The organism is Cognatazoarcus halotolerans (assembly GCF_009800965.1).
GTDB classification, from domain to species: domain Bacteria; phylum Pseudomonadota; class Gammaproteobacteria; order Burkholderiales; family Rhodocyclaceae; genus Cognatazoarcus; species Cognatazoarcus halotolerans.
On sequence record NZ_WUAF01000035.1, the window covers coordinates 1 to 22,466 of the forward strand.

Annotated in this window: 17 protein-coding genes; 8 read left to right on the plus strand and 9 right to left on the minus strand. The window is 61.8% G+C overall.

The genetic code is table 11. From position 1 onward, the window contains the following. Positions 1 to 287 precede the first annotated feature (287 nt). The 3 genes from GQB03_RS22220 (at position 288) to GQB03_RS22230 (ending at position 3,458) form a co-directional block, all read left to right on the plus strand. A complete protein-coding gene (locus GQB03_RS22220; RefSeq protein ID WP_159693940.1) occupies positions 288 to 872 on the plus strand; it encodes a hypothetical protein in 585 nt (194 codons plus the stop codon). Between the two features lie 121 nt (positions 873 to 993). After that, positions 994 to 2,466, plus strand: coding sequence for an IS5 family transposase (locus tag GQB03_RS22225; protein ID WP_159693959.1), 1,473 nt, complete (start codon positions 994 to 996; stop codon positions 2,464 to 2,466). Positions 2,467 to 2,564: 98 nt separating this feature from the next. Beyond that, positions 2,565 to 3,458: a DUF6708 domain-containing protein gene (locus GQB03_RS22230; protein WP_159693942.1), complete on the plus strand. Its 894-nt coding sequence runs from the start codon at positions 2,565 to 2,567 to the stop codon at positions 3,456 to 3,458. Positions 3,459 to 3,901: 443 nt separating this feature from the next. Here GQB03_RS22230 and GQB03_RS22235 read toward each other — a convergent pair whose 3' ends face one another. The 9 genes from GQB03_RS22235 to GQB03_RS22275 all read right to left on the minus strand — a co-directional run bounded on the left by GQB03_RS22235 (position 3,902) and on the right by GQB03_RS22275 (position 19,472). Then, positions 3,902 to 6,004, minus strand: coding sequence for an HlyD family secretion protein (locus GQB03_RS22235; protein WP_159693944.1), 2,103 nt, complete (start codon positions 6,002 to 6,004; stop codon positions 3,902 to 3,904). A 2-nt stretch (positions 6,005 to 6,006) separates the two neighbouring features. After that, entirely contained in the window at positions 6,007 to 7,368 is a 1,362-nt protein-coding gene (locus tag GQB03_RS22240; RefSeq protein WP_159693946.1) for an efflux RND transporter periplasmic adaptor subunit, read from the minus strand. Next, positions 7,368 to 14,594 (minus strand): Ig-like domain-containing protein, encoded by a 7,227-nt coding sequence (locus GQB03_RS22245; protein ID WP_159693948.1) that lies wholly within the window; start codon positions 14,592 to 14,594, stop codon positions 7,368 to 7,370. Before GQB03_RS22245 ends, GQB03_RS22240 begins: the two co-directional genes overlap by 1 nt. Before the next feature lie 64 nt (positions 14,595 to 14,658). Next, positions 14,659 to 15,441 carry an efflux RND transporter periplasmic adaptor subunit gene (locus tag GQB03_RS22250; RefSeq protein ID WP_235027178.1) on the minus strand — a complete coding sequence of 261 codons (783 nt, stop codon included), beginning with the start codon at positions 15,439 to 15,441 and terminating at the stop codon, positions 14,659 to 14,661. Further along, positions 15,438 to 16,967 carry a TolC family protein gene (locus tag GQB03_RS22255; protein ID WP_200832389.1) on the minus strand — a complete coding sequence of 510 codons (1,530 nt, stop codon included), beginning with the start codon at positions 16,965 to 16,967 and terminating at the stop codon, positions 15,438 to 15,440. Before GQB03_RS22255 ends, GQB03_RS22250 begins: the two co-directional genes overlap by 4 nt. A gap of 33 nt (positions 16,968 to 17,000) precedes the next feature. After that, a complete protein-coding gene (locus tag GQB03_RS22260) occupies positions 17,001 to 17,180 on the minus strand; it encodes a hypothetical protein (RefSeq protein WP_159693952.1) in 180 nt (59 codons plus the stop codon). A gap of 376 nt (positions 17,181 to 17,556) precedes the next feature. Next, positions 17,557 to 18,780: a type II toxin-antitoxin system HipA family toxin gene (locus GQB03_RS22265; protein WP_159693954.1), complete on the minus strand. Its 1,224-nt coding sequence runs from the start codon at positions 18,778 to 18,780 to the stop codon at positions 17,557 to 17,559. After that, complete coding sequence (locus tag GQB03_RS22270; RefSeq protein WP_235027179.1) at positions 18,777 to 19,190, minus strand: helix-turn-helix domain-containing protein; 414 nt, start codon at positions 19,188 to 19,190, stop codon at positions 18,777 to 18,779. Before GQB03_RS22270 ends, GQB03_RS22265 begins: the two co-directional genes overlap by 4 nt. 42 nt (positions 19,191 to 19,232) lie before the next feature. Beyond that, positions 19,233 to 19,472 (minus strand): helix-turn-helix domain-containing protein, encoded by a 240-nt coding sequence (locus tag GQB03_RS22275; RefSeq protein WP_017936955.1) that lies wholly within the window; start codon positions 19,470 to 19,472, stop codon positions 19,233 to 19,235. A gap of 143 nt (positions 19,473 to 19,615) precedes the next feature. Between GQB03_RS22275 and GQB03_RS22280 the strand changes: the two genes are divergently transcribed. The 5 genes from GQB03_RS22280 to GQB03_RS22300 all read left to right on the plus strand — a co-directional run bounded on the left by GQB03_RS22280 (position 19,616) and on the right by GQB03_RS22300 (position 22,358). Then, complete coding sequence (locus GQB03_RS22280; RefSeq protein ID WP_159693956.1) at positions 19,616 to 20,272, plus strand: hypothetical protein; 657 nt, start codon at positions 19,616 to 19,618, stop codon at positions 20,270 to 20,272. Between the two features lie 17 nt (positions 20,273 to 20,289). Next, positions 20,290 to 20,934: a hypothetical protein gene (locus tag GQB03_RS22285; protein ID WP_031346864.1), complete on the plus strand. Its 645-nt coding sequence runs from the start codon at positions 20,290 to 20,292 to the stop codon at positions 20,932 to 20,934. Beyond that, positions 20,931 to 21,356, plus strand: a complete 426-nt coding sequence (locus tag GQB03_RS22290; protein ID WP_021249399.1) for a hypothetical protein — start codon at positions 20,931 to 20,933, stop codon at positions 21,354 to 21,356. Before GQB03_RS22285 ends, GQB03_RS22290 begins: the two co-directional genes overlap by 4 nt. A 115-nt stretch (positions 21,357 to 21,471) precedes the next feature. Next, positions 21,472 to 22,209: a hypothetical protein gene (locus GQB03_RS22295; protein WP_235027180.1), complete on the plus strand. Its 738-nt coding sequence runs from the start codon at positions 21,472 to 21,474 to the stop codon at positions 22,207 to 22,209. After that, positions 22,206 to 22,358 carry a hypothetical protein gene (locus GQB03_RS22300; RefSeq protein WP_159693958.1) on the plus strand — a complete coding sequence of 51 codons (153 nt, stop codon included), beginning with the start codon at positions 22,206 to 22,208 and terminating at the stop codon, positions 22,356 to 22,358. The genes GQB03_RS22295 and GQB03_RS22300 overlap by 4 nt, the downstream gene beginning before the upstream one ends. The last annotated feature ends 108 nt before the right edge of the window (positions 22,359 to 22,466 follow it).

Here is a 22,466-nt window from a genome sequence, read left to right on the forward strand (position 1 = left end):
CCTCCGATGCGCGATTCGGCACCTCGAATCGAATTGAAAAATCAAATCTCGCCGTGAAGTCGCCATGAAAATTACGCTGGGGCCCTTTGCTGGTGAGGAGTCTGGCGCTTTTGCATCACCCTGTTAGACGAGGATGAAGAGGACAATTAATGACGTTCGCATAACTATGGGAGCCCTGGCCAAACTATGGAGATCGATCTGGTCGCGGCTACACGCTGACCTATGAATTGGCATCGCTGCGATCCAGTCGCAACACATTTTCTTTCGATGCCACAGGAATCTAGTGTGTGAAACCCTTCCTTTCGATGCTGCTCTTCATTATCGGTCAGGGGGGCACCACCCTCAGTTTAGCTGTTGATCCCGAGCAATCTGATCCATGTCAGGAAAGCGGCACGCAGTTCACGATTCAACACCATAAGAATCAGACGCTTACGATATGTCCGATTGACGCGCCCGCTCGTTGCCACAATGATTTTTATCTTCAGGCATTCGAGCATCGCAGCGTGGATCTCAACCAGGATGGTCGCTTAGACCAATTCGCGATCATTCAGTCCGGCCTCGTCGGGATTGACCACGATGTGACCTACTATGCGGCGTATCTCTCATGCAAGAACGGCCGATACCGTCAGGTCATGTTTGACGCCTTTACTACCGTAGAGCCCACAAGCTCGCCTGACATCAACGGCTATCTCCCCCTGGCAGTCACGCGCAGTTGCTACGATGCCTCTTCGGGCCAATATGTCACACGCCAGTACTCGGTGGTCTTTGACAAGCAGTCAGCCCAGTACGGGCCACCGGATGGCGACGAGGGTTTACGCGATTTTTGTGGCGATCATGAGCAATCCCTGCCACAGGCTTTACAGGTCAAATAGTTAGTCGCCCCTGCGAAATCCTGCAAACCTGCACCACGTCCGACTTTCCTCGAGCATTTGCAGCCCGAGATTCCCGAGAAACTGTTGTAATGCAGCGGATATTTGAGAGTTTTCGGAGCAACTGAACTTGGCCACCGACGACTTTTTCCGCGCTCGTCTCGACCAGATGATTGACTTGCGACACCCGCTCGCGGTGCTTGCGCGTCGCATGCCATGGAGTCAGATCGAAACTGCGTTGGCGCCGGCCTTTGCGCGCAAGGACGGCCGTGGGGAGGCGGTAGAGGTCGATGAGCTGTTCGGCCCGACGCTGGCCGTTGCCGGCGGGGGTGTGAGCGCGGCCGGCAGGCCGCGCCTGTCGATCCGGCTGATGGCCTCGCTGCTCTACCTCAAGCACGCCTTCAACCTGAGCGACGAGGCGGTGGCCGATCGCTGGGCGGAGAACGTCGTCTGGCAATACTTCAGCGGTCAGGAGTATTACGAGCCGAGAAGGCCGTGCGATCCGACCCAGATCGGGCGTTTCCGCACGGCGATCGGCGAGGCTGGCGTCGAGGAACTGCTCAAGGCCACGATCGATACTGCAGTCGAAACCAAAGCCGTGCGGCCGAGCGAGTTCGAGCGAGTCATCGTCGATTCCACGGTGCAGGAGAAGGCGATCGCCCATCCGGTCGACTCGCGCCTGCTCGAGATTGCCCGTGGCAAGCTCGTCAGCGCGGCCAAGCGCGCCGGCATCGCGCTCAAGCAGATCTTTGCCCGGGAAGGCAAGGAACTGCGCCGACGGGCGGGTGGTTACGGTCATGCCAAGCAGTTCCGGCGCCTGCGCAAGGTCGTCAAACGCCAGCGCACGATCCTGGGCATCCTGCTGCGCGAAGTCGGACGCAAACGCGCGCTGGCAACGATCGCTTCGGCATCGACGCTGATTGGCCTGGACACGATCGTCCAGCGCACCACACGGCTGTATCGTCAGCGCCCGAAGGACAAGAACAAACTCTATGCCCTGCACGCGCCGGAAGTCGAATGCATCGGCAAGGGAAAGGTGCGACGGCCCTACGAATTCGGTGTCAAGGCGAGCATCGCGGTGACCCACAAGAGCGGGCTGATCGTTGGCGCTCGTACCTTTCCCGGCAACCCCTACGATGGCCACGCGCTCGCCGCGCAACTCGAACAGACCGCGATCCTGCTCGAAGACATCGGGCGCAAGCCCAAGCAAGTGTTTGGCGACCTGGGCTATCGCGGTGTCGATGCGGACAACCCCGACGTCGAGATCCTGCACCGAGGCAAGTACAAGTCGATGGACACGCAACGGCGGCGCTGGCTCAAGCGGCGCCAGGCGGTGGAGCCAACGATCGGCCACCTCAAGGCGGACCACCGGATGGATCGTTGCTGGCTCGCCGGCAGCATGGGCGACGCGTTGCACGCGGTGCTGTGTGCGGCCGGCTTCAACTTGCGCTGGCTGATGCGGGCAATCGCCCGTTTGTTGGCGAAGCCGCTCTCTTGGGTCTCAATTCTGGCGGCGCTGAGGATAACGCTGTCATGGATTGGGGCTGTGCTGGCTGATTCGCGTCGCATGACGCTGCCGTTGGCGGCTGCTCGGTAATGCGGCCCACGGATGAAAACCGGGCAGTCGGTGGCCCAAAACGAATTTCGCAGGGCCGACTCATTACGGTTTCAGACGCGACCGAGACAGATTGAACCATGAGCATCGCTTATCTGGACCCGAAGCAGCCCCTCGACATTGCACCCCTGGCGGATCGCAACGTCGAGCGCATCACAGAGCACTGTCTCGATGTCAATGCAAAAGGCGCATACATCGTCAAGGGGCGAGGAGGCGGTGCCTGGTGGATGATTTGGATGATCCTTTTTGTCATCGTTGGCGGAACGTTACTGTGGCTCTACGCCGGGATTAGGGGTGACTACGGGCTTTTAAGTTCGCAATCGCTGCAGCAACTATCCGAATTGATCATTTTCCTGTACGCGCCTTCAATTCTATTTTTCAGCATCAGCCTCTACGTCTGGCCGGTCCGCGTGTGGCGAAATCACATTCCGATTCGTTTCAATCGTGCGACCCGCAAGGTCTATTTCCACTGGAAGGGCACGACCTACATCGAGGACTGGGATACGCTGCGCGCCTATTTCAAGATGCAGGTCGGCGTCAGCGGCGTGGGCGCACCGATCCGCGATCCGCAGATCAACATCGAATTCCATGACGCCCAGGGCCATGCCTTTACCGTCTTCGTCGTGGGTACCGAGCGTCTCGGCCTGAGCGACGAGGAACAGGCCGCCACCTTCTGGGAATACATCCGCCGCTACATGGAAGAAGGACCTCAAAGTGTGCCGGCTCCGGACCTGGATGTATGGAACCCGGCGGAAAAGAGTGAACTGCTCAAGCTGCACTGGCCCTTCCCCATCCTGCGCAGCACGTCCTGGTGGTGGTGGCCACTCGACCTGCTGTTGTGGTTCCCGCTGCGCGTCGTTTGGTTTCTGATTACTTACCCCACCGAAGTGCTTTACTACCATTTGGCCAAACGGATGGCGGTCAGTCCGTTTCCCGAGGAGATGGAGGTGCCGTGCAGGAACGAAACCGCTTGAAGCGTTGCGACGGGGCGTGCAGATGAGCATCGCTTATCTGGAGCCGAAGCAGCCCGGCGACATTGCCCCGCTGGCGGATTTCAACGTCGAGCGCACCACCGGTCTCTGTCTCGATATCAATACAAAGGGCGTTTACGTCGTCAAGCGACCTGCTATGCGACATTTCTCTCATGCAAAGACGGCCGTTACGTCAGGTCACGTTCGACGCATTTACGAACGTAGTCCTCGCGAGCTCGTCAGACACCAACGGCTACCTCCCCCTGGGAGTCACGCGCAGTTGCTACGATGCTTCATCCGGCCAATATGTCACTCGCCAGTACTCGGTTGTCTATGACACCCAGTCAGGCCGGTATGGACCACCCGATGGCGACGAAGCGTTGCGCGACTTTTGTGGCGATCATGAGCAGTCCCTGCCGCCGACTTTGAATTGACCGGCCCGCGATTCAGAACCCGGCCTCTCTCACCAGAATCGCGAGTGCGTTTCGCAGGTAGTGCCATGCAGGGGCCTCCCAATCGCCACGAATCACGACCTTTCCGCGCCACGACTGGGACGAGAGTGAATCCACCGGGGAATCGACGGCGAGGGTGACGCGGTAAACGCTGTATTCGGGGATGGCCAGACCCCTCCGGTCGCGGGTCAGCACAGTGCCGCCCGCGGAGGCGGCCAGCATGCCGGCGTTCAGTACCCTGCTGGCATCGGCATCGATATTGGTAACAGTAAGCTCGAGACGCGGCCCGACTCCCGAATCAATCATGAACAGTCCGCGATCGCCAACCTGGATACGTTTCACCATGGCCTCGTCGAGGTAGGCTTCGACCTCGTAGGCGTCGGCGCCGACGAGCAGTGCAAGTCTTTCCTTGCGGCCGACCCAGATCCCTGCGTGCAGGTCGGGGTCGATGTCGCGGAGCCTTCCAGCGAAGGGAGCAACGGGGGCATATTTGGCCAGTTCCTCGTTCACACTCGCCAGCTCCGCCTCGGCGGTAGCCAGTTGATCCTGCCTGCTCTGGAGTTTGCTGCGGGAATCCACGGAGAAACCGGCGGTGGCCGCCGACCAGCGAAGCTGTTCGACCTGCGCCCGGGCCGCCGCCTGTCGTGACTGGAGCGAAGGCGTCGCCAGAACGACGAGAGGCGCTCCGGCAGTTACCCTTGCCCCCTCCTGAAGCTCGAATCGCTGTACCTGCGCAGGCCCCGGGGCATAGACCGGCCACACGTCGGTCGGCCGCAGCATGCCGCTGGCGCTGACCCGGCCCGGCCACGGCAGTGCGAACATGATCAAGATCGCGACCAGGCTTGCGCCGGTAATCCAGCTTCTTCTTCGCGTGCGGATTGCCGGCCAACGCTGTTGCCAAGCCTTGAGTTCATGGCGGATCGGCATCGCCACGAACCAGACGATTTCGACCAGAAACAGGAATATGCCGACCAGCTTGATGAAGAAGTGATAGACCAGCACCGCGATGCCGAGGAAGAGCACCAGGCGATAGATCCACACGGCCCAGGCAAACAGGATCAATCCACGCTCGCGACCCTCAGGAAAATGCTCAGGCTTTTCCTCGCCGAGATCGAACAGCCATTCGCGCAACTTCCAGCGAGCGAGCGCAAAGCTGCGTTCGTGCAGATTGGGGATCTCCAGCCAATCCGAAACGATGAAGTAGCCGTCGAAACGCATGAAAGGGCTCGCATTGACCGCGAGAGTTGCAACCCAGCTCGTGGTGGCGAGAACGAATGCAGCCGAGCGCATCGGGCCATCGGGCAGCAGCGCCCAGGCAAAGGTTGCCCATGCGGCGATGATCAGCTCGGTGGCGATGCCGGCCGCTGCTACGTGCAGGCGCTGCCAGCGGCTTGTCAGACGCCACGTCTCGTTGGTGTCGGTGTAGGCCATCGGCCACATCACGAGAAAGGCAACCCCCATCGATGGGATCCGGCAGCCGTAGCGTTTGGCGGTAAAGGCGTGCCCCAGCTCATGCAGCAATTTCACCGAGAACAGCGCAATGCCATATGAGCTCAGCCCATCCCAGGTGAAATGGTCGACAAGGGACGCAAAGAAGCTATCCCAGTGATGGGCGACCTGCAGCAAACCGAACGAGAGCGCGCCGATCGTCAGCAACAGGAACGTCCGCGTGAAGAACAGCCCGGCTACGCGCTGCCAGCGTCCAAGCCAGGCGTCCGGGCGAAGCAGCGGTATTCGAAAAAACAGGTAATGATGAAGCAGCCATTTCAGCCGGCTGCCGCGCTGCCTCGCGAGGCGCTCGGCCATCTGCCGAGCGCTTTTGGGGCCTTGCGGCTGGACCAGCTGATTTTCCAGCAGAAACTGCCCGACATACTCAACGTCGTCGATGCCCAATTGCAGCGTGGTATCGATGCCAACGGCTTCGACGATGGCGCCCGGATCATCGAGTGACCAGCGTTTCAGAATCTCGCAGGTCACCCAGTCGATGCTGAAGAAGCGGTTGCGAGCCGGGTCGTGCAGGGTCCAGCTCGGTTGGCCGTCGGCCAGTGTCGGTCCGTCCAGCAGGGCGAGCTCTTCGCGTAGCAGGGGAAGCGCCATGCTCACCAGCCCAGCGTCAAGCGGATGCTGGCCAGCGGCCTGCGGAGGATCCAGTAGATCAGGGGCACCCTGCCCCCCTGCAGCTTGGCCGTGCCCTTCAGGCCGATCCGGAGCGTGGTCGCGTCTTCGAGGCGGGCGCGCAGGCGGTAAGCATAGGTTCCGTCCGGCCGTTCGACGGCGTCGTGCGCGAGGTAGCGCATGCGCGCGTCGACAGAAGAAAGCGGACTCGCGCTCAGATACAGGCTGACCTCGGCGTCGTCGGCGAGCGGAATCGCATCGGCCAGCGGCACCCACGCTTCGATCTCGACATCGCCGGGTGTGGCAATACGCATGATGCGTTCGCCCACCGCCACCGGTCGTCCGATCCATTCCGACGGGTCGTCAAAGAGCGCTATGCCGTCCTGCGGCGCCACTACCCGCGCGCGGTTGAGCTGGTCGGCCACGAAGCCGGCCTCGGCGCGCTTTTCCTCGATCTTGCCGGTGAGTACTGCGAGCTGCGCCTTGTACGTGCTGTCGGTCAGCGCCTGCTGCGCCGTCTGCCGGTATTCCGTTTCGGCGGTAGCCAGAGCCTGGCGTGTGACCTCGAGCCGGGACTGGATCAAGACCTCGTCGAAACCGAAGAGCGGCTGGCCTTTCTTGACCGACTGGTTTGGCTGCACCTCGAACGAAGCGATGACGCCTTCGAGCGGCGCGCGGATTACCGCAGGCCGGGCCGGTACGAGCTCGCCCGGAGCCAGCACGGTCAAGCGCACCGGAAAGAACAGCACGGCGATGAGCACCACCGACCAGCGGGTCAGCGGCCATTGCCACCAGTGCAAGCCGGCAGGATGCTGAACCATGGCGCGACACCGGCGCTTGAGCGTCGCCCACGACAGAACTGCCGGCCGCTGCAATGCTCGCCAGGCATGCACCCACAGGTCGAGCCATTCGACCAGCAGCGAAACTTCCTGCTCCGACCACGGCAGGTCTCGCGCCAGCAACAGGCCACCCGACGCGCTCGCCCCGGGCAGCGGCAGCCACAGGCCGTGCGCAGGCAGCCACTCAGCCCAGGCCTCACCGTCAGCACCCGGAAAATCGGCGGCATCCACCGGACCTGCCGCCTTAGCGGATTTCTCGAGTTGGCCGAAGATGGCATTCAACCAGAGAACATAAGGCACGTTCGCCTCGATCTGGACAACGCCGGACAGGCAACGAACGCCTCCATCCTTGAGCCACAGCGCCGCCTGGCGGTACGGCGCCAGGGCGTGCGTGTCATTTACCGCGACAAACTCGAGTTCCTGGACCGACTCCGCCTGCCGGACGCGATGCCCGAGTTCCAACAGCTTGACCAGCGGCTGCCCTGGGTCATTCGGGGCTTGGCTCATCAAGCGACTTTCGGCGCCTTGCCGGGCACCGGACGCTCTGCGTCACGGGCGCCGGGCATCAGGAATCCAAGCGCTTGACGCTTTCCGGCGAAACGGAGCTGGTCGCTGAATGCCTGACGGCCCCCCGTTGCTCCAGATTGTTTTTCACCCACTGAGAATCGGAACAGGGTGCTGACTTCGTGGCCATGACTGTCGCGGGCGATGACCTTGATCTTCAGCTCGCCTTTAAAATCCTTGGGGGCTGCAACCGTGAACTTCCCGGTCTGGGCGTCAAAGACGATCCAGTTTGGCAGCTTGCGGCCGTCCGAAAGGATTGCCGACAGCATGATCTGTTCACTCGGATCCGTATGCGCAAACGCATCGTAAGGCACCGCAAACGACGTGGCACTGCCGACTTCGGCGAACTGGTCGGCAACGCCACGATAGATTGACAGGTTGGCCTGAGGCGCTTCGATCACCACCACCCTGAAACCGGTCGGGCTGGTGTAGATATCGCCGATGCTCGCATCCCGTTTCCCGGCCTGCAGGGAAGCTGCATCCTGAACAATGCTGGTGATGGCACTATCCTGCGACGGTGGCGCAAGCGGACCGACCGGCAACACCACTGCTGAATCGAACTGTGGCAACACGTCTTGCGGCGTCGCGCCCGGATCAGCGGGCGGCGCAGGCAGTACCGGTGGCTCCGGTACAACAACAGGTGGTGTCGAGGGCGGGGGATTGGGTTGATCCACGCCCTTGGCGAGCGTCACCGTGGCGGTGTCGACGTTGCCCTGGGCGTCGGCCACCCGGTATTCGATCGCCGTGGGGTTGCCGGTGAAGCCCGCCAGCGGCGTGAAGGTGATCGCACCGGTACTCGCGTTGATGCTCCAGGTACCCTCGCCCGCCACTACCAGGGTCTTGCCGGCGTCGGTCGCGCCGGCGTCGGTGAATACCACCGTGCTGGCCACCACCGCATCGCCGCCGGTGTCGTTGGCGAGCACATCGATCGTCGTCGCGCTGCCCGGGGTGAAGCCGGCGCTGTCGTTGCTTGCCACCGGCGGACGGTCGACCACCACCGTCTCGGTGAGGTCGTTGCCCGCATCGCTCGGGTCGCTCTGGTCGGAGATCGCCTTGCCGGTGGTGTTGGTGAGGCTGGTGCCGTCGGCCGCCGCATCGACGGTGGCACTCAGGCGCAGCGTCGCGCTGGCGCCGTTGACGAGCGTGCCGATCGTCCAGATGCCGGTGCCACTGTCGTAGCTGCCGAGGCTGGCGATCGCGCCCGTGTAGCTCAGCCCGCTCGGTAGCTGGTCGGTGAGCCGCACGTTGGTCGCCGTGTCGGCGCTGTTGTTGGTGACGGTGATCAGGAAACTCACCGTGTCGCCCACGTCGGGCGTCGCATCGCTGCTGTAAAGGGTCTTGGCCGTCACCAGGTCGGCAGCGCCCTTGGCCAGCGTCACCGTCGCGGTGTCGACGTTGCCCTGGGCGTCGGCCACCCGGTATTCGATCGCCGTGGGGTTGCCGGTGAAGCCCGCCAGCGGCGTGAAGGTGATCGCACCGGTACTCGCGTTGATGCTCCAGGTACCCTCGCCCGCCACTACCAGGGTCTTGCCGGCGTCGGTCGCGCCGGCGTCGGTGAATACCACCGTGCTGGCCACCACCGCATCGCCGCCGGTGTCGTTGGCGAGCACATCGATCGTCGTGGCAGTGCCGGGGGTGAAGCCGGCGCTGTCGTTGCTTGCCACCGGCGGACGGTCGACCACCACCGTCTCGGTGAGGTCGTTGCCCACATCGCTCGGGTCGCTCTGGTCGGAGATCGCCTTGCCGGTGGTGTTGGTGAGGCTGGTGCCGTCGGCCGCCGCATCGACGGTGGCGCTCAGGCGCAGCGTCGCGCTGGCGCCGTTGGCGAGCGTGCCGATCGTCCAGATGCCGGTGCCGCTGTCGTAGCTGCCGAGGCTGGCGATCGCCCCCGCGTAGCTCAGCCCGCTCGGTAGCTGGTCGGTGAGCCGCACGTTGGTCGCCGTGTCGGCACCGTTGTTGGTGACGGTGATCAGGAAGCTCACCGTGTCGCCCACGTCCGGCGTCGCGTCGCTGCTGTATAGGGTCTTGGCCGTCACCAGGTCGGCTGCGCCCTTGGCGAGCGTCACCGTGGCGGTGTCGACGTTGCCCTGGGCGTCGGCCACCCGGTATTCGATCGCCGTGGGGTTGCCGGTGAAGCCCGCCAGCGGCGTGAAGGTGATCGCACCGGTGCTGGTGTTGATGCGCCAGGTGCCTTCGCCCGCCACTACCAGGGTCTTACCGGCGTCGGTCGCGCCGGCGTCGGTGAATACCACCGTGCTGGCCACCACCGCATCGCCGCCGGTGTCGTTGGCGAGCACATCGATCGTCGTCGCGCTACCCGGGGTGAAGCCGGCGCTGTCGTTGCTTGCCACCGGCGGACGGTCGACCACCACCGTCTCGGTGAGGTCGTTGCCCGCATCGCTCGGGTCGCTCTGGTCGGAGATCGCCTTGCCGGTGGTGTTGGTGAGGCTGGTGCCGTCGGCCGCCGCATCGACGGTGGCGCTCAGGCGCAGCGTCGCGCTGGCGCCGTTGGCGAGCGTGCCGATCGTCCAGATGCCGGTGCCACTGTCGTAGCCGCCGAGGCTGGCGATCGCGCCCGTGTAGCTCAGCCCGCTCGGCAGCTGGTCGGTGAGCCGCACGTTGGTCGCCGTGTCGGCGCCGTTGTTGGTGACCGTGATCAGGAAACTCACCGTGTCGCCCACGTCGGGCGTCGCATCGCTGCTGTAAAGGGTCTTGGTGGTGACCAGGTCTGCAGTCGGGACGCCCGCCGGCGTGACGGCAAACACCAGGGGCACGGTGGAAAGATCACCATCGCTGTCCGAGATCGTGTAGACGAAGGAGTCGGTCGGGCTACCCGTGACGCCCGTATTGGCGACGTAGGCGTAGCTGCCGTCCGCGTTCAAGGTCAGCTTGCCGTAGCTGCCGGAGATCTGCGTGCCCACCTGACCGCTCACCGGACTGGAGGTATCCGAACCGCTCGCCACACCGACAACCGCAACGTTTGCATTCGATCCGTCTTTCTTGGGACCATCCGCGCCAAAGACGTCGTTGCCCTGCACATTCCCGCTGGTCGTGGCACCGGAGATCACCGAGCCGCTGTCGCCCACCGCCGCGGGAACGTCGTCGGTGATTGCTACCACCACGGTATTGGTCGTCACGTTGCCGAAGGCGTCGTAGGTAATCACGTTGACGGAGTCGGTCGTCGAACTGCCGCTGATGTTCGGCGCACTGCTCAGGGTGTATGTGAAAAGCCCGCTGGCTGCATCGAGCGTCCAAGACCCGTAGCTCCCGCTCCCGCTCTGGGTGCCGGAGCCGAAATTCTGGCCGGAGGGAGCGGTCAGCGTCGTGCTGCCCGTCTCCCCGGTGCCGCTGGCGTTGCTTCCACTTGCCAGATCGCTTTCCAGAACGGTCGGGCCGGCAAAGACGGTCGGGATGTTGATGGCGAAGCCGTCGCTATCGTAGGCACCGTTGGAATCGCGGCTGAAGATGGTGAGATAGTCCGTCCCGGTAAAGCCGGTTTCCGGCAGGTAGCCAAGGCTGGCCAGAACCGCATTGATTTCGGCCTGCGTCCCGCTGACCTTTAGGTCGCCACTGCCGGCGCCGGTGATCACGGCCGCGCCCGAACCGCTCGCCGACAGTGTCCCGTGATCGACATGCAACACCACTTCGTTCAGGTTGCCATCGACGTCCGCAACCGAAATGGCATTCCCACCGGTGAAGGCGAGCCCGGTATTGATGTCGGTGCTCACCGCGGCCGGCACCGTGTTGACCGGCGCATCGTTGCGGCCGACCACCGTCACCGTGAGCGTGGCGACCGAAGTGGCACCCTGACTGTCCTGCATCCGGTAGCTGAAGGTCTCGGACGTGGTGGCGCCCGCTGCCAGAGCCTTCACCGCGGCGCTGGTTTCGTCGATGGCGTAGGAGTAAGAGCCATCCGGACCGATGGTCAGGGTTCCATAGCTGCCGGCAATCGAGGTAGGGCCGGAGACCGTGGTCCCCGGCGCAGCGGTGCTACCCGCCTCGGCCTGGGTAACCGTCTTGGTATCGCCGGTATCGACATCCGTATCGTTACCCAGGACGTTGTCCCCGCTCGCAACGAGTTGCCCCGAAGTGACCGTGATCGCATCGCCGTTGGCGACCGGTGCGTCGTTGGTGCCGTTGATGGTGATGACCAGATTGGCCCATGAAGTGCCGCCCGCGCTGTTGGTGACCTTGTAGCGGAAGGTCTCGCTCAGCGTGCTGCCGCTGGGGAGCGCGTTGACTGCGGGCTTCGTGTTGTCCAGCGAGTAGGTGAAGGCCCCCGCGGAAGTGATGGTGAGTGTGCCGTAGCTGCCGGTGAGCCCGCCGCCTGCGGCCGTGACGCTGCTGCCATCCTGCAGGCTGTAGCTGGCCACCGCCCTGCCGGTCGAGGCCGCATCGTTGGTGAGCACGTTGCCGGACGCATTCGAGCCGGGCTCCACCGTGCTGCCGCCATCCTGCACCCCCGACTCCTTTGCCGTTCCGCTGTCGTCGGCCAGCACCGGGTCGCTGGCACCGCTGCCATAGACCGTGATGTACAGCCTGCTGGTGCTGGTGGCGCCGCGGCTGTCGCTCATCGTGTAGTCGAATACGTCGACCGCCGATTGCCCGGAAGAAAGATTGGGGTTGTCGATCTTCGGGGTGTAGCGATAACTGCCCTGAACCCCCTGATAGTTCAGCACCAGGGTACCGTTGGCACCGGTCACCACGATATCACTGCCCACGCCCTTGAAGGTGATCGTGCCGCTGGGCGCGCTGCCGATCTGTTGATCGAGCGTGACCACCGTCTGCGGGCCGGAGGTTGTCACGGCGGTGACCTTGCCCAGCACGCTGTTGGTGCTGTCATAAGCCGTCATGCCTGCGGCTACCGTGCCGCTGGTGCTGTCGAGGGTGACGGTCGAGTAGTTCGTGGTGGTCGAGGTACCGACCGTTGCGACCTTGCTGGCCGGGAGGTTGTTACCGCTCTTGCTCGTATCCTGGTAGAAACCGACTTTGCTGCCGTTGGCAATGCTGTAGGCGAGGTTGGAACCATTCACGTAGTGATCAACCTGCCCAGAGAAGGTAAACACCTGGTTCCCCGACGCATCGGTCGAGATCCCGGTAACCCGAATGGCATTACTGGAGACATCGTACAGAACGTAGTTCTTGGTGGTACCGGTATCCGTATAGAGGTAGTCGCCGACCGCCGCAGAGAAACCTCCGTTGCCGCTGAAGGTCAGTGTCGTATTGGTGCCACCGGACGTATACGAACCGAACAGACCGGAGCCGAATATCCCCGAAATTGAGAAATCCCCGCTCGCGTACTTGTCATCGACGTCGGTATCGTTTGGCAGGACGTTACCGGTTGCCGAGTAGCCGGTAGAGTCGAAACCACTTACTGCAGCGGTCGTCGATTCCTTCGCCGAGTTGTAGTCCGGCTTGGCAACCGGTGCATCGTTGCTGCCGTTGATCTGCACCGTCAGGGTCGCCGAGCTGGTGCCACCCTTGTTGTCGGTGAGGGTGTATTCGAAGGTTTCGGTCAGGGAGTTTCCGACCTGCAGCGCGTTGACCGTCGAGTTGCTGTTATCCACCACGTACCGGTAGCTGCCATCCGCGCCGATGGTCAGACTGCCATACAGGCCGCTTACCGTCGTACTGTTCGATGCAGACGTACTGGCGGCGGCTACCAACTGATTGGCAACCGACTTCCCGGTCGAAACCACGTTGAGCGTGTTGCCGTTGGCGGTGTCATTCGCCAGGACGTTACCGGTGGCGTCGATTCCGGCCACCAGCACCGCGCTCGTGTTTGCGTCGTAACCCTGCTCGAGCGCGGCGCCTCCGGACGTGTCCGGCACACCGTTGGCCAGGTCGTCAACCGCGACGGCCGGCACATAAGTCGGCAACAGCGCATTGAGCGCGCTATCCACGCGGTCCGAGGACGAGCCGACATCCGCAACCCAGACGTTTCCGAGATTCCCGTCCTTGGCATTGTTGATGTTGACGGTGCTGGAGCCGCGCGTGTCCACGATCTGCTGATCGAACCAGGCCTGATCGACGACGAGCAGAAAGCCACGGTTGTCGAGGACCTTACTGTCGCCATCCTGGTTTCCGTCCGCCTGCGCGGTCGCAAAGTCGGTAAAGTCGCGGTCGGTCCAGAAATAGAAACCCCGCACCACCCCGTTGGCCTTGATCGGGCGGCTGATCCAGCCGTAGTAGGTATTTCCGCCGATTACGATGGAAGTGGCCGAAACGTCGTTGCCACTGAAATTGATCCCGTTCGAGCCGTCGTTTACCTGGACCTGCCCCAGCGAGACGCTCGAATTGAAGTAATGCAGGTTCTGTTCCTTGTCCGCCCAGCGTTCGTTTGTATCGATGCCCCCGGTGATATTGCCGAAACCGTCAATCGTGCTGTTGTTGTTCCGGTCATAGACCATCTCGTAGGCATTGACGAAGGTGTAGCTGGCAAATTCCACCTCGACCGCGCGACCATCAATCTGCACGGTTCCGTGGTCGTCCTGAGCTGCAGAAGCATCAATCCCGTACGGATCGGCACCGTTCAGCAATACATCGGCAAAGCGCTGCCCCTCGTCCCCGGCGGTATCCGCGCCGCCGTTCAGCCTCGCATCGAGGCTGTGACCCAGTTCTTCCACCAGTACCGACTCGATTGATGCGCCATCGGCCGGGCCGATGCCGGCGCCTGCATCGCCCGCCAGCCAATCGGCATTCAGGTAGATCGTGTGCTGTCCAGTGGTCCCGCTAGTCGAGAACGCCCCCTTGGCGCCCTGCAATTCGGCACCGCTGCACAGCTCGATCCGCACCGCATCGTCGCCGCTTCGCAGATCGGTCAGCAGCTGATCGAATGTCGATTGCCACTGCGCGGACGGCGAGCTCAGACCACCATTGAACAGCGCGAACAGCTGATCTTTCGCTTCGGGCTGTGACAGGTAGTCGGCAATCAGTTTCTCCGCATCCGCGCGGGCCGTGACAACCGCTGCCGGCAATGCTGTCTCTGCCGTTGCAACATGCGGCGAAGCCCCGTCCAATGCCTGGCCGGCATGCGCAATGGTATCGATGGCATCGCCCACTGCAGCACCATCGAACATGAATCGCTGTTCCAGCGCCAACGGGCTCGGACCACGACGAACCAGACGTGCCTTGGCGGGTTTCTGCTGGACAACGGAATCTTGTGTCATGTTCGATCACCGGACGATTTGACGAAAACGAGAAGTGTGGGCAGGCCGCAGGAGAAAGCGGCCGCTAAGGCTGAGGCACATGCACGCGGCCGCTCATGCCGGTAAGCAGTTCGGGAAACTTGCCATCGATGGTGGCGACAACCTTGATCGACTGGCTGACCGGATCTACGCGCGCACCGATACGAATGAACTTCGCAGGGTAGGTCTTGCGGGTTTCATCAATGTCCACCTGAAAACCCTGGCCTACCTTGAGCCAGCGGAGCCAGCTCGAAGGAACCAGAAATTCCAGCTCCAGGCTGCTGTCGTCCAGGATATCCAGCAAGGGCTGACCGGGCTGGGCATATTGCTGCTCGCGCGCTTTCTGCTCAGCGACACGACCGGAAAAAGGTGCGACGAGATTGCATTTTCCCAGGACGGCCTGCTGTGCGCCGACCTCGGCGTTCAGCTTGGCGACGTTGGCGGCAGACTGCTCGAGCTCGACCTGACCGATCGAATTGAGCTCCTCGAGGCGTCTGTTGGCCTTGTGAATCTGTTCGGCGCCTTTCAGTTCGGCCCGCACCTTCTTGAGCATCGCTTGCGGCATCGAACAGTCAAAGGCAACCAGCAGCTGGCCAGCCTTGAAGGAGCCGCCCTCCGGTACCGGCAAGCGGTTGATCTTTGCGCCGATCTCGGCGGCCAGGGTGGTGAAACGCCGGGGCAGCAACTGGGCACGTATTTCCTGACGTTCGATGCCGGCCTTGGCGGCAGCGGTCGGCGGCGTCAAGCCAGTCGGAGCGGCAGAAGGCTCCACCGCGCCAGCCACCGGGGCAAGACCAAAGGCAACAGCCAGTGCAGCGATCCGCCTCACCGACTGACCTCGATTTGCGTTGCCGGCCTGAGCTGGGACAGCTCACCCCAGACCGCGCCCCGCTGGGACAAGGTCCGGGTCAGGTCATCAAGCGAGATCTCGTCAACGCTCCCGATCTGCGGCTCGACACCAAGGGTGGACTGCAATTTGGCTTCTGCAGCCTGGGCGAGGGCCAAAGCCTGAAAGCGGCGGAGCAGACTGAGGATTGCGGTGGTCTGGTTGGCCACGCTGTCGAGCTTGCTCTGGGTCTGCGCGGCCTCGCGGTTTTTCATGTGCGCTGCGATGCGGCGATCGGTATCCCAGATGGCATCTGCACGACCGAACTGATTGACCGCATTCGAATATTGCTGGCGAGCGAGATGGACCTGGGCCATGACAGCCATCTGCATGGCGATCCTGCGCTGATCAGCCAGTGCAACCCCCGCTTCGGCAAGCTTCATCTGGGTCGGACCGGTAAACAGGTTGAACAGGTTGAACGACAGCTGCACGCTTGCTTCGCGCCAATTGTTATTCAGCAAATAGCTGTCCGTATCGTAGCTATAACCGTAGTTGAAGATCAGGTTGGGAAATAGCCTGACCAGGGTCTTGCGCGTTTCCTCGCGAGCGATGCGTGCGTTGTAGTGCTGCTCGCGCAGATCGGCGTTGGCCGTCATGGCGGCCTCCTCCATCACCTCGACCGGGACCGACAGCGCGTCGCGGTCTACCGACTCCTGCGGCGCAACGAGGTCCAGCGGTTGGCCAAGTGGCGCATTGATCAGGGCGGCCAACTCGAGCTGCGCAGTCGACAGTTCCTGATCGATGGCCTCGAGCAGACGCAGATTTTCGAGTACCTGGCGCTGGTAGCGCAGCGAATCGAGCGGGTTGCGTAGCCGCTCGGTTTCGGCGCGACGCGCATCGGCGAGCGCCTCTTCCGCCATCCCGGTCGCGACACGCACTTCGCCGTGGAGCTTCTGCGCACTGTAGGCGCGCCAGAAAGCGGTGCGCACGTCCTGCATCAGAAGATGCATCGCTTTGCGTCGCCTTTCGCCGGCGATCAGGACTCGGTCAGCCTGCTGCCTGGTGTTGTAATACCCGAGCCCCAGATCGAGCATGTTCCAGGTCAGCAACAGCGAAGCCGTTTCATGTTCGCGATCCTGCGAGACAAACTGCGACTGGGACAGCAGCCCGGTCTGCGAGTTACGGCTCAGGCTGATCTTGTCGTTGTTCCTCCAGCTGTAGCCAGCCTGCGCAAGCAATCTGGGGAGCATGTCCAGGTGCGACACATCCAGCTGCTTGAAGGCGAGCGCCTCCTCCATCATCTTGGCGCGCCGGTCGAGGTTGTATTTGAGGGCACGCGCCATCGCCATTTCCAGCGTCATGGCGCCCTCGACAGGGGTCGCCAGCCGGGTCGCCGCCGCGCGGTCGGCAGCACCCTGCTCAAGCAACAAGGTTGGTTCCAGCGGCATTGGCTTGATGGAGGCGCAGCCGCCCAGAACCCCTACCGCGAGCAGCGCCACGGAAACAGTTACGGGAAATGGTCTCTTCATTGGTGTGTGCCCGATTGGCATAAAAATGGAGGGTCAAAGGACGCCGAATATCTCAGCAAGCGCTGGCAGCAGGAGCAGAACCGGCAGGGAAAGTCCGAACGACGGTAGCGGGTCGTGCCCTCTTGTCATGTTCCGGCTGAGCAACGGCAACTTCTTTGGAACCTTGAGGCCTATTTGCACCTTGACCTCCTGCCCACCGTTGGCGCTTTTCATCAGACCAAATCAATCGGGAGGCCAACTTGATGAATACCCCTGCGCGATCGCGATTCGGGACTCGAATTGCCTCCGATCGGCGCCGGGTCGCCGTCCGCGGTTCGGGAAGCCGACGACACCGATCCCGGCTTAGGTGGCAAGACCCGGGCGGACCCAAAACAAAAAACCCCGCCAGCACGAAGCTGCACGGGGTTCCAGTTGGCCGCCGAAATGCGGCGCGATCGAACTCAGACGTTGAACAGCGATTGTGACTGCAAATCATTGAATAAACAGTTCACCATGCTGCTCCGTTAAAAAATATACTCATGTTTGTACTCAAAAAACTCAGTAGTGAGTACGTTCAACCCTGATCTGGCGGCGTTGCGGCGGCTCGGATTCAACTTTCCAGACGCCTGCGACAGGCATCAATGGTGGATTTTATCTGCTGCGCCAACATCTGCCTAATCGGAGCACGCTCAAATCGCTCACCTAATGAGCTTGCCTGCGGCAACATCCGGTCGATGACCTCTTCCGCCCGTTTCTTTGGGATGCCACCTTCCTCCGCCAGACGCAATAAATGCCGATGTTCGATGGCAGCACCTTCGCCGCAAACGTCCAGGTGATGCTGGCCCATCGGGCCTTCGCTGAAGGTCAGGTCGAATGCCGGTGCCAGACGCCAGCGCCGGTCAGACCCGAGACGCCACGCAAAATTCTTGGGATGGTCGTCACGGTTGTGGAAAAGCACATTGAAGACGGCTCGCGCGTAAGCTTTCTCCACTTCGCGCTCGTCGCGCGTCAGGAAACGGGTAGCCCGCAGGAAGGCGGTGTAGTCGGTGGCACCGGGCAGGCGAAAATCCACTTGCAACAATCCAGCCAGACTGTGCACCGGGACGCGTTGCCCTCCCTCCCGGTCGAAGCGCGCGACGCCGAAGGCGGCCAGTTCGGGACCAAGGTCGAACCAGCGACTTTCGGGCACATCCAGTCCGCAATCCCGAGCCAACTCGGCATAGAGCTGCTCGATGACGCAAACCTCCTTGTGTTCGTTCTGCGCCGGGAATTTGACCAGCCATGGACTGCCGGGCGCATCCGGACGGGTGCTGACTTGCCCGGTCGCTGCGTCGTACTGCACCAAGGCCTTGGGTCGAGCCCCTTGCGGTGAGCCACCGGTGAGCGCGAGCTCGCGCAGGGCTGCCCCCGCCTCGCCCGCGAGCGCGAGACGGCTTTGCTCGGCCAGCGCCAGCAAGGACCAGTCGGGCTCGTGGGCGCCGGCGTCGCTTGCCGGAACGAAGCGCAACGCGCCCATCGCGCGCTCACCAATGAAGGCCAGCCGGTCCAGTGGCCCGGGATGGCGCAAGCCGTGTTGACGGAACAACCGATCCATCAGCAGCAAACCCCAGCCGTCAGGCAGACTGTCGGCGATCAGGCCCGGAAGGCGATGCAAATGGATCGGAAAACCTCCGTAGGCATCCGCACGCAGCTTGAGGTGCAAGGGCGACAGTTCCAAGCCTTGAGACAAGGCTTCGGGAGAATATTCGAAGAGCAGGGATTGACCGTCATCGGCCAGGCGTCCCAACGGCCAGTCTTCTCCCCAGCCGCAATAATGCACGGTAAGCAGCTTCATGATGCTCTCTTACGCGGCGCACGCTGGCGGCGGCTCACAAGGTCCACCTGCTCCATCTGGGCGATGGATTGCCGTTTGAGTACAAAGAGATCGTCCAGCGCCTCCAGCAAGCCAAGTGCCTGCGCAACGCGGACCAGCGTTTCCAGCGAGCACTGGCCGTCGCTTTCGAGTTTGCGCAACGCCCCCAGCGACAGTCCGGCCATTTGCGCCAGTTCACGCTGCGTGAGCGATTGGGCAAGCCGCTGCTCGCGCAGACGAACACCCAGCGCATGCAGGATCTCAGCGGGAGTTGAGAGATGAAAAGTCACTTTTATGACCCTTAACGCGAAAAAAATTGCGTAAGCGCCATTGTAGTGAGCTTTACTTATTCTTGAAAGCAGATGGCTGCGATAGCTGCCGCGAGCGATCATGCGGAGACCATCGTAACGCTACGATAACGTAGCGCTACGATGTTACGGAGTTGGCTCCTGTCCAGCAGCCGGCGCCTCCAGCAGTACTGAAGGCTCCACCCCCAGCGCCTCGGCCAGCTTGAAGATGTTGAGTAAGGCGATGTTGCGTTGCCCACGCTCAACACCCCCCAGATAGCTGCGCGCCAAGCCACTTTCCAGTGCCAGGCGTTCTTGCGACCACCCTCTGGTCTTTCTGATTTCTATCAGCTTCAAGCCGAAGCGTAGTCGGGGATCAAGGGCCATATTTCTCTCTTCTTAAAGAGAAATGACTTTATGAGTACCCCCTCTATAGGGCTACGCCCGATAGGTGCCCGCACTATAAGTGACAATTTAATTCAAGCGCCATAGAATGACCTCTATGAGTAACAACATGGAGGTGATGACGTATGGCAAGCGTCTGGAAGACTGCTGGGATGGGGGCGGCTGCGGGGCTGGCAGTTCCGGTGGCTGGGCTTTCAGGTCTTGCTGCCACTGCTCTTACGCTGATTCTTGTACTGGCGATGTTCGGCGTGGGGCCTGCGCGCCTGTCACAGACATCGCTTTGGGGACTGTTGACCAGTGAGCTGATGCTCTATCTGCTGATTTCGCTGGCGATCTTCATGCTGCCCTTCCGCTTTCTGGCGCGCTTGCAGGCCCGCTGTCAGGCACTTGTAGCCAAGCTCAACGCTCAGCAGGGGCTGTCATTCGATGCTGGACATCTCTTGGGCTACCCCGCGCCGGCCTTTCTAGTGTTTGACCGGCAGCATCGCAAACTGGCTGTCTGCTCAATCGTGGATGAAGCCTGGCGTATCCACGACTTCTCCTGGCTGCTTGGGTGGCGGATGACCTGGCGCGAGGTCGAGAGCATGGAGATGAACGGCGGTAGCCGTCAGGTCAACGCCAGCGGCATGAGCGTGCCGACCTTCGAGCGCACGGTGCGCGCCAAGGACTTCGCCATCGAGCTGCAAACCGCCGACCCGCAACGACCGCTGCTCAGTTTTCCCATGAGCCGTCGGGCGGCGGAAACCTGGTGCGCCCGGCTCAATACCATCTTCAACGGATAACCTCGCGAGGAACTGCGATGAAACACTACCGGAGCTTATTGCTTCTGCCTTTTGTATTGACGGGTTGTGCCACAACCGACATGCAGGGGGCGCTGGATTCCCTGAACGGACTAGGACACTCCATTGGAACCAGTCTGTCGCAAGCGGCTACGCCCGCAAGCGCGGCAACCCGCAACAGCTTGCTGGGCACTCCACTGCATAACGCCTTGCGCCAGAATCTGTCTACCGACGGCCGCGCCCCGGAATGGCCCAAGGTGGCGATCAGCAATCTGCAAATTCCGGCTGATCAGATGACGCTGACCCGTAGCCTCACGCTCAAAGCCAGTGATTGCATTCGCTTTGACGCAGTACTCTGGCACGACGCCAAGCGCTCCGAGCGCTTCAGCAATCTGTCGCTCTGCGCGCCGGAGCTGCCGAAACAGTCGAACAATTTCGTGCTGACCTGGAAGAGCTTTTCCATCTCCGGCAAAACCAGTGGTCAGGTTCGCAGCGACGGCCCAACCCCACCGTACAGCAAGTTGCCCGGCGACCCGGCGATGGAGCGCTGGCTGATGAATCAGTTCGGCCTTTACTATGTCGGTTCGCTGCTGACCCTGGTCGGCTACGACCCCAACTTCACGGTCGATGACCGCCGCTTCTGGATCAGGAACATCAAGGGATGAAGGCGTTGCTGCTGGCGGCCATGCCGGTTGTGCTGATGGATGGCAATACGACAGACATCGACCGCTGGTTGCGGATCGAGCCGGCCATTGTCGCCGCCGTGGAATGCCGCCAAGCCTTGCCGATGCGCGTGCTGGAGGGCATTGCGCCCAATGCTCCCGGCAGTTGGGCGCTGACGCCGGCACGCAGCTTCACGGTGTTCGGGTTGCCGGTGAAGCGGATCGAGCTGTTCATCGACCCGGATGGCGAGCTGGGTGCAAGCTATACAGCGGTTATTGAAAAGCGCAGCCTGGAACAGGTGCGCGAGCAACTGAAGCTTGCCAGCCAGCGCGGGCGCATCGGCCAGCTATCGGCAGATCAGCCCAGCGCAGAGGTTTTAGTGAGCTGCACGGAGGTCTGGCAGGGGCAGAATGTGGGGCAATAGCTGTTGAAAGGCGCCTATTGCTAATGAGTGACAACTCTGCGTTGCAACATTAGCATAATGATTTTGCATGCCTGAGAACCCAAACTGGATGGGTTGCAACAGTGGGAATGGATGCATGAGCCTGCGTCATCGAAAGCAACGCCCTCCCTTCAGCTCTTTGCCACGGCATAAGCGAAGCGATGAGGTCATCCGCCTCAAAGGTAAGATGCGTCGCGACGCCGCCGAATATGGCGGGCGATTCACCAGCCATCTCGTGCTAAACGAGCCGGGCCGCCCCGATCTGTACAACCAATGGTTCGACTTTTACTTCCTCGGCATGGATCGATTCACGATCTGGAACGCCGAGATTGTGACGGCACGGCAAGCGTTCTGGGATGCCGCGCACCACGAGGCATCCTCGCGGGCCTACGCAGCACTGGGAGACGCCGGCCTGGACAGGGAATCAAAGCTGGATTTCGAGCCAGCCGATGTCTCGCGCACGGGGAAGGTTCTCACCTATCGGATGGTGAAGCGAGAACCTGTTCGGTACGTACAGTTCGACGGACGGACACTCTCCGAGCAGATCGACCTGCTGGAAACAGCCATCATTCGCGACGAGCCGCCTGTGATCTACGAATCGTTCAAGCTCGACAGGAGCTACGCCTACGGGATTGGCCTTCGTATCGTCCAGGATGTGGAAGTCATCAATCAAGCAGCTATCGAAGCTGCGATTGACCGCTTCCTCGCGATTGGAGAAACCGACTGGGTGTCGCCCGAGGCGGTGCCGCGTGATCACCTGCCATTGGTGCGTGAGCGAGAGGCGCTGGCAAGCGTTGACTACCCTTCTGCCCAACTTGGGATGCCAGTTCGATGAAGCCGAAGAAGAAGCCGCTGTTGCCTGTGGACATCAAGTTGCCCGAGCGCGTTTTGCTTGAGGAGGGCGTCATGTTCGTCACCCTGCGAACACTCGATGAGCTTGAACGGTTCTGGGAAGAGCACAAAGGTTGTCGCTGCCGGATGTAAATTGACACATGCTGCCGATTGAAAATTGATACACCAAGTAGGGAAGATCGGGGCTTTTTGGAGTCCCGTTGATCACAGACGAGGTGTATGTGGAAATCGAGGTCTTGA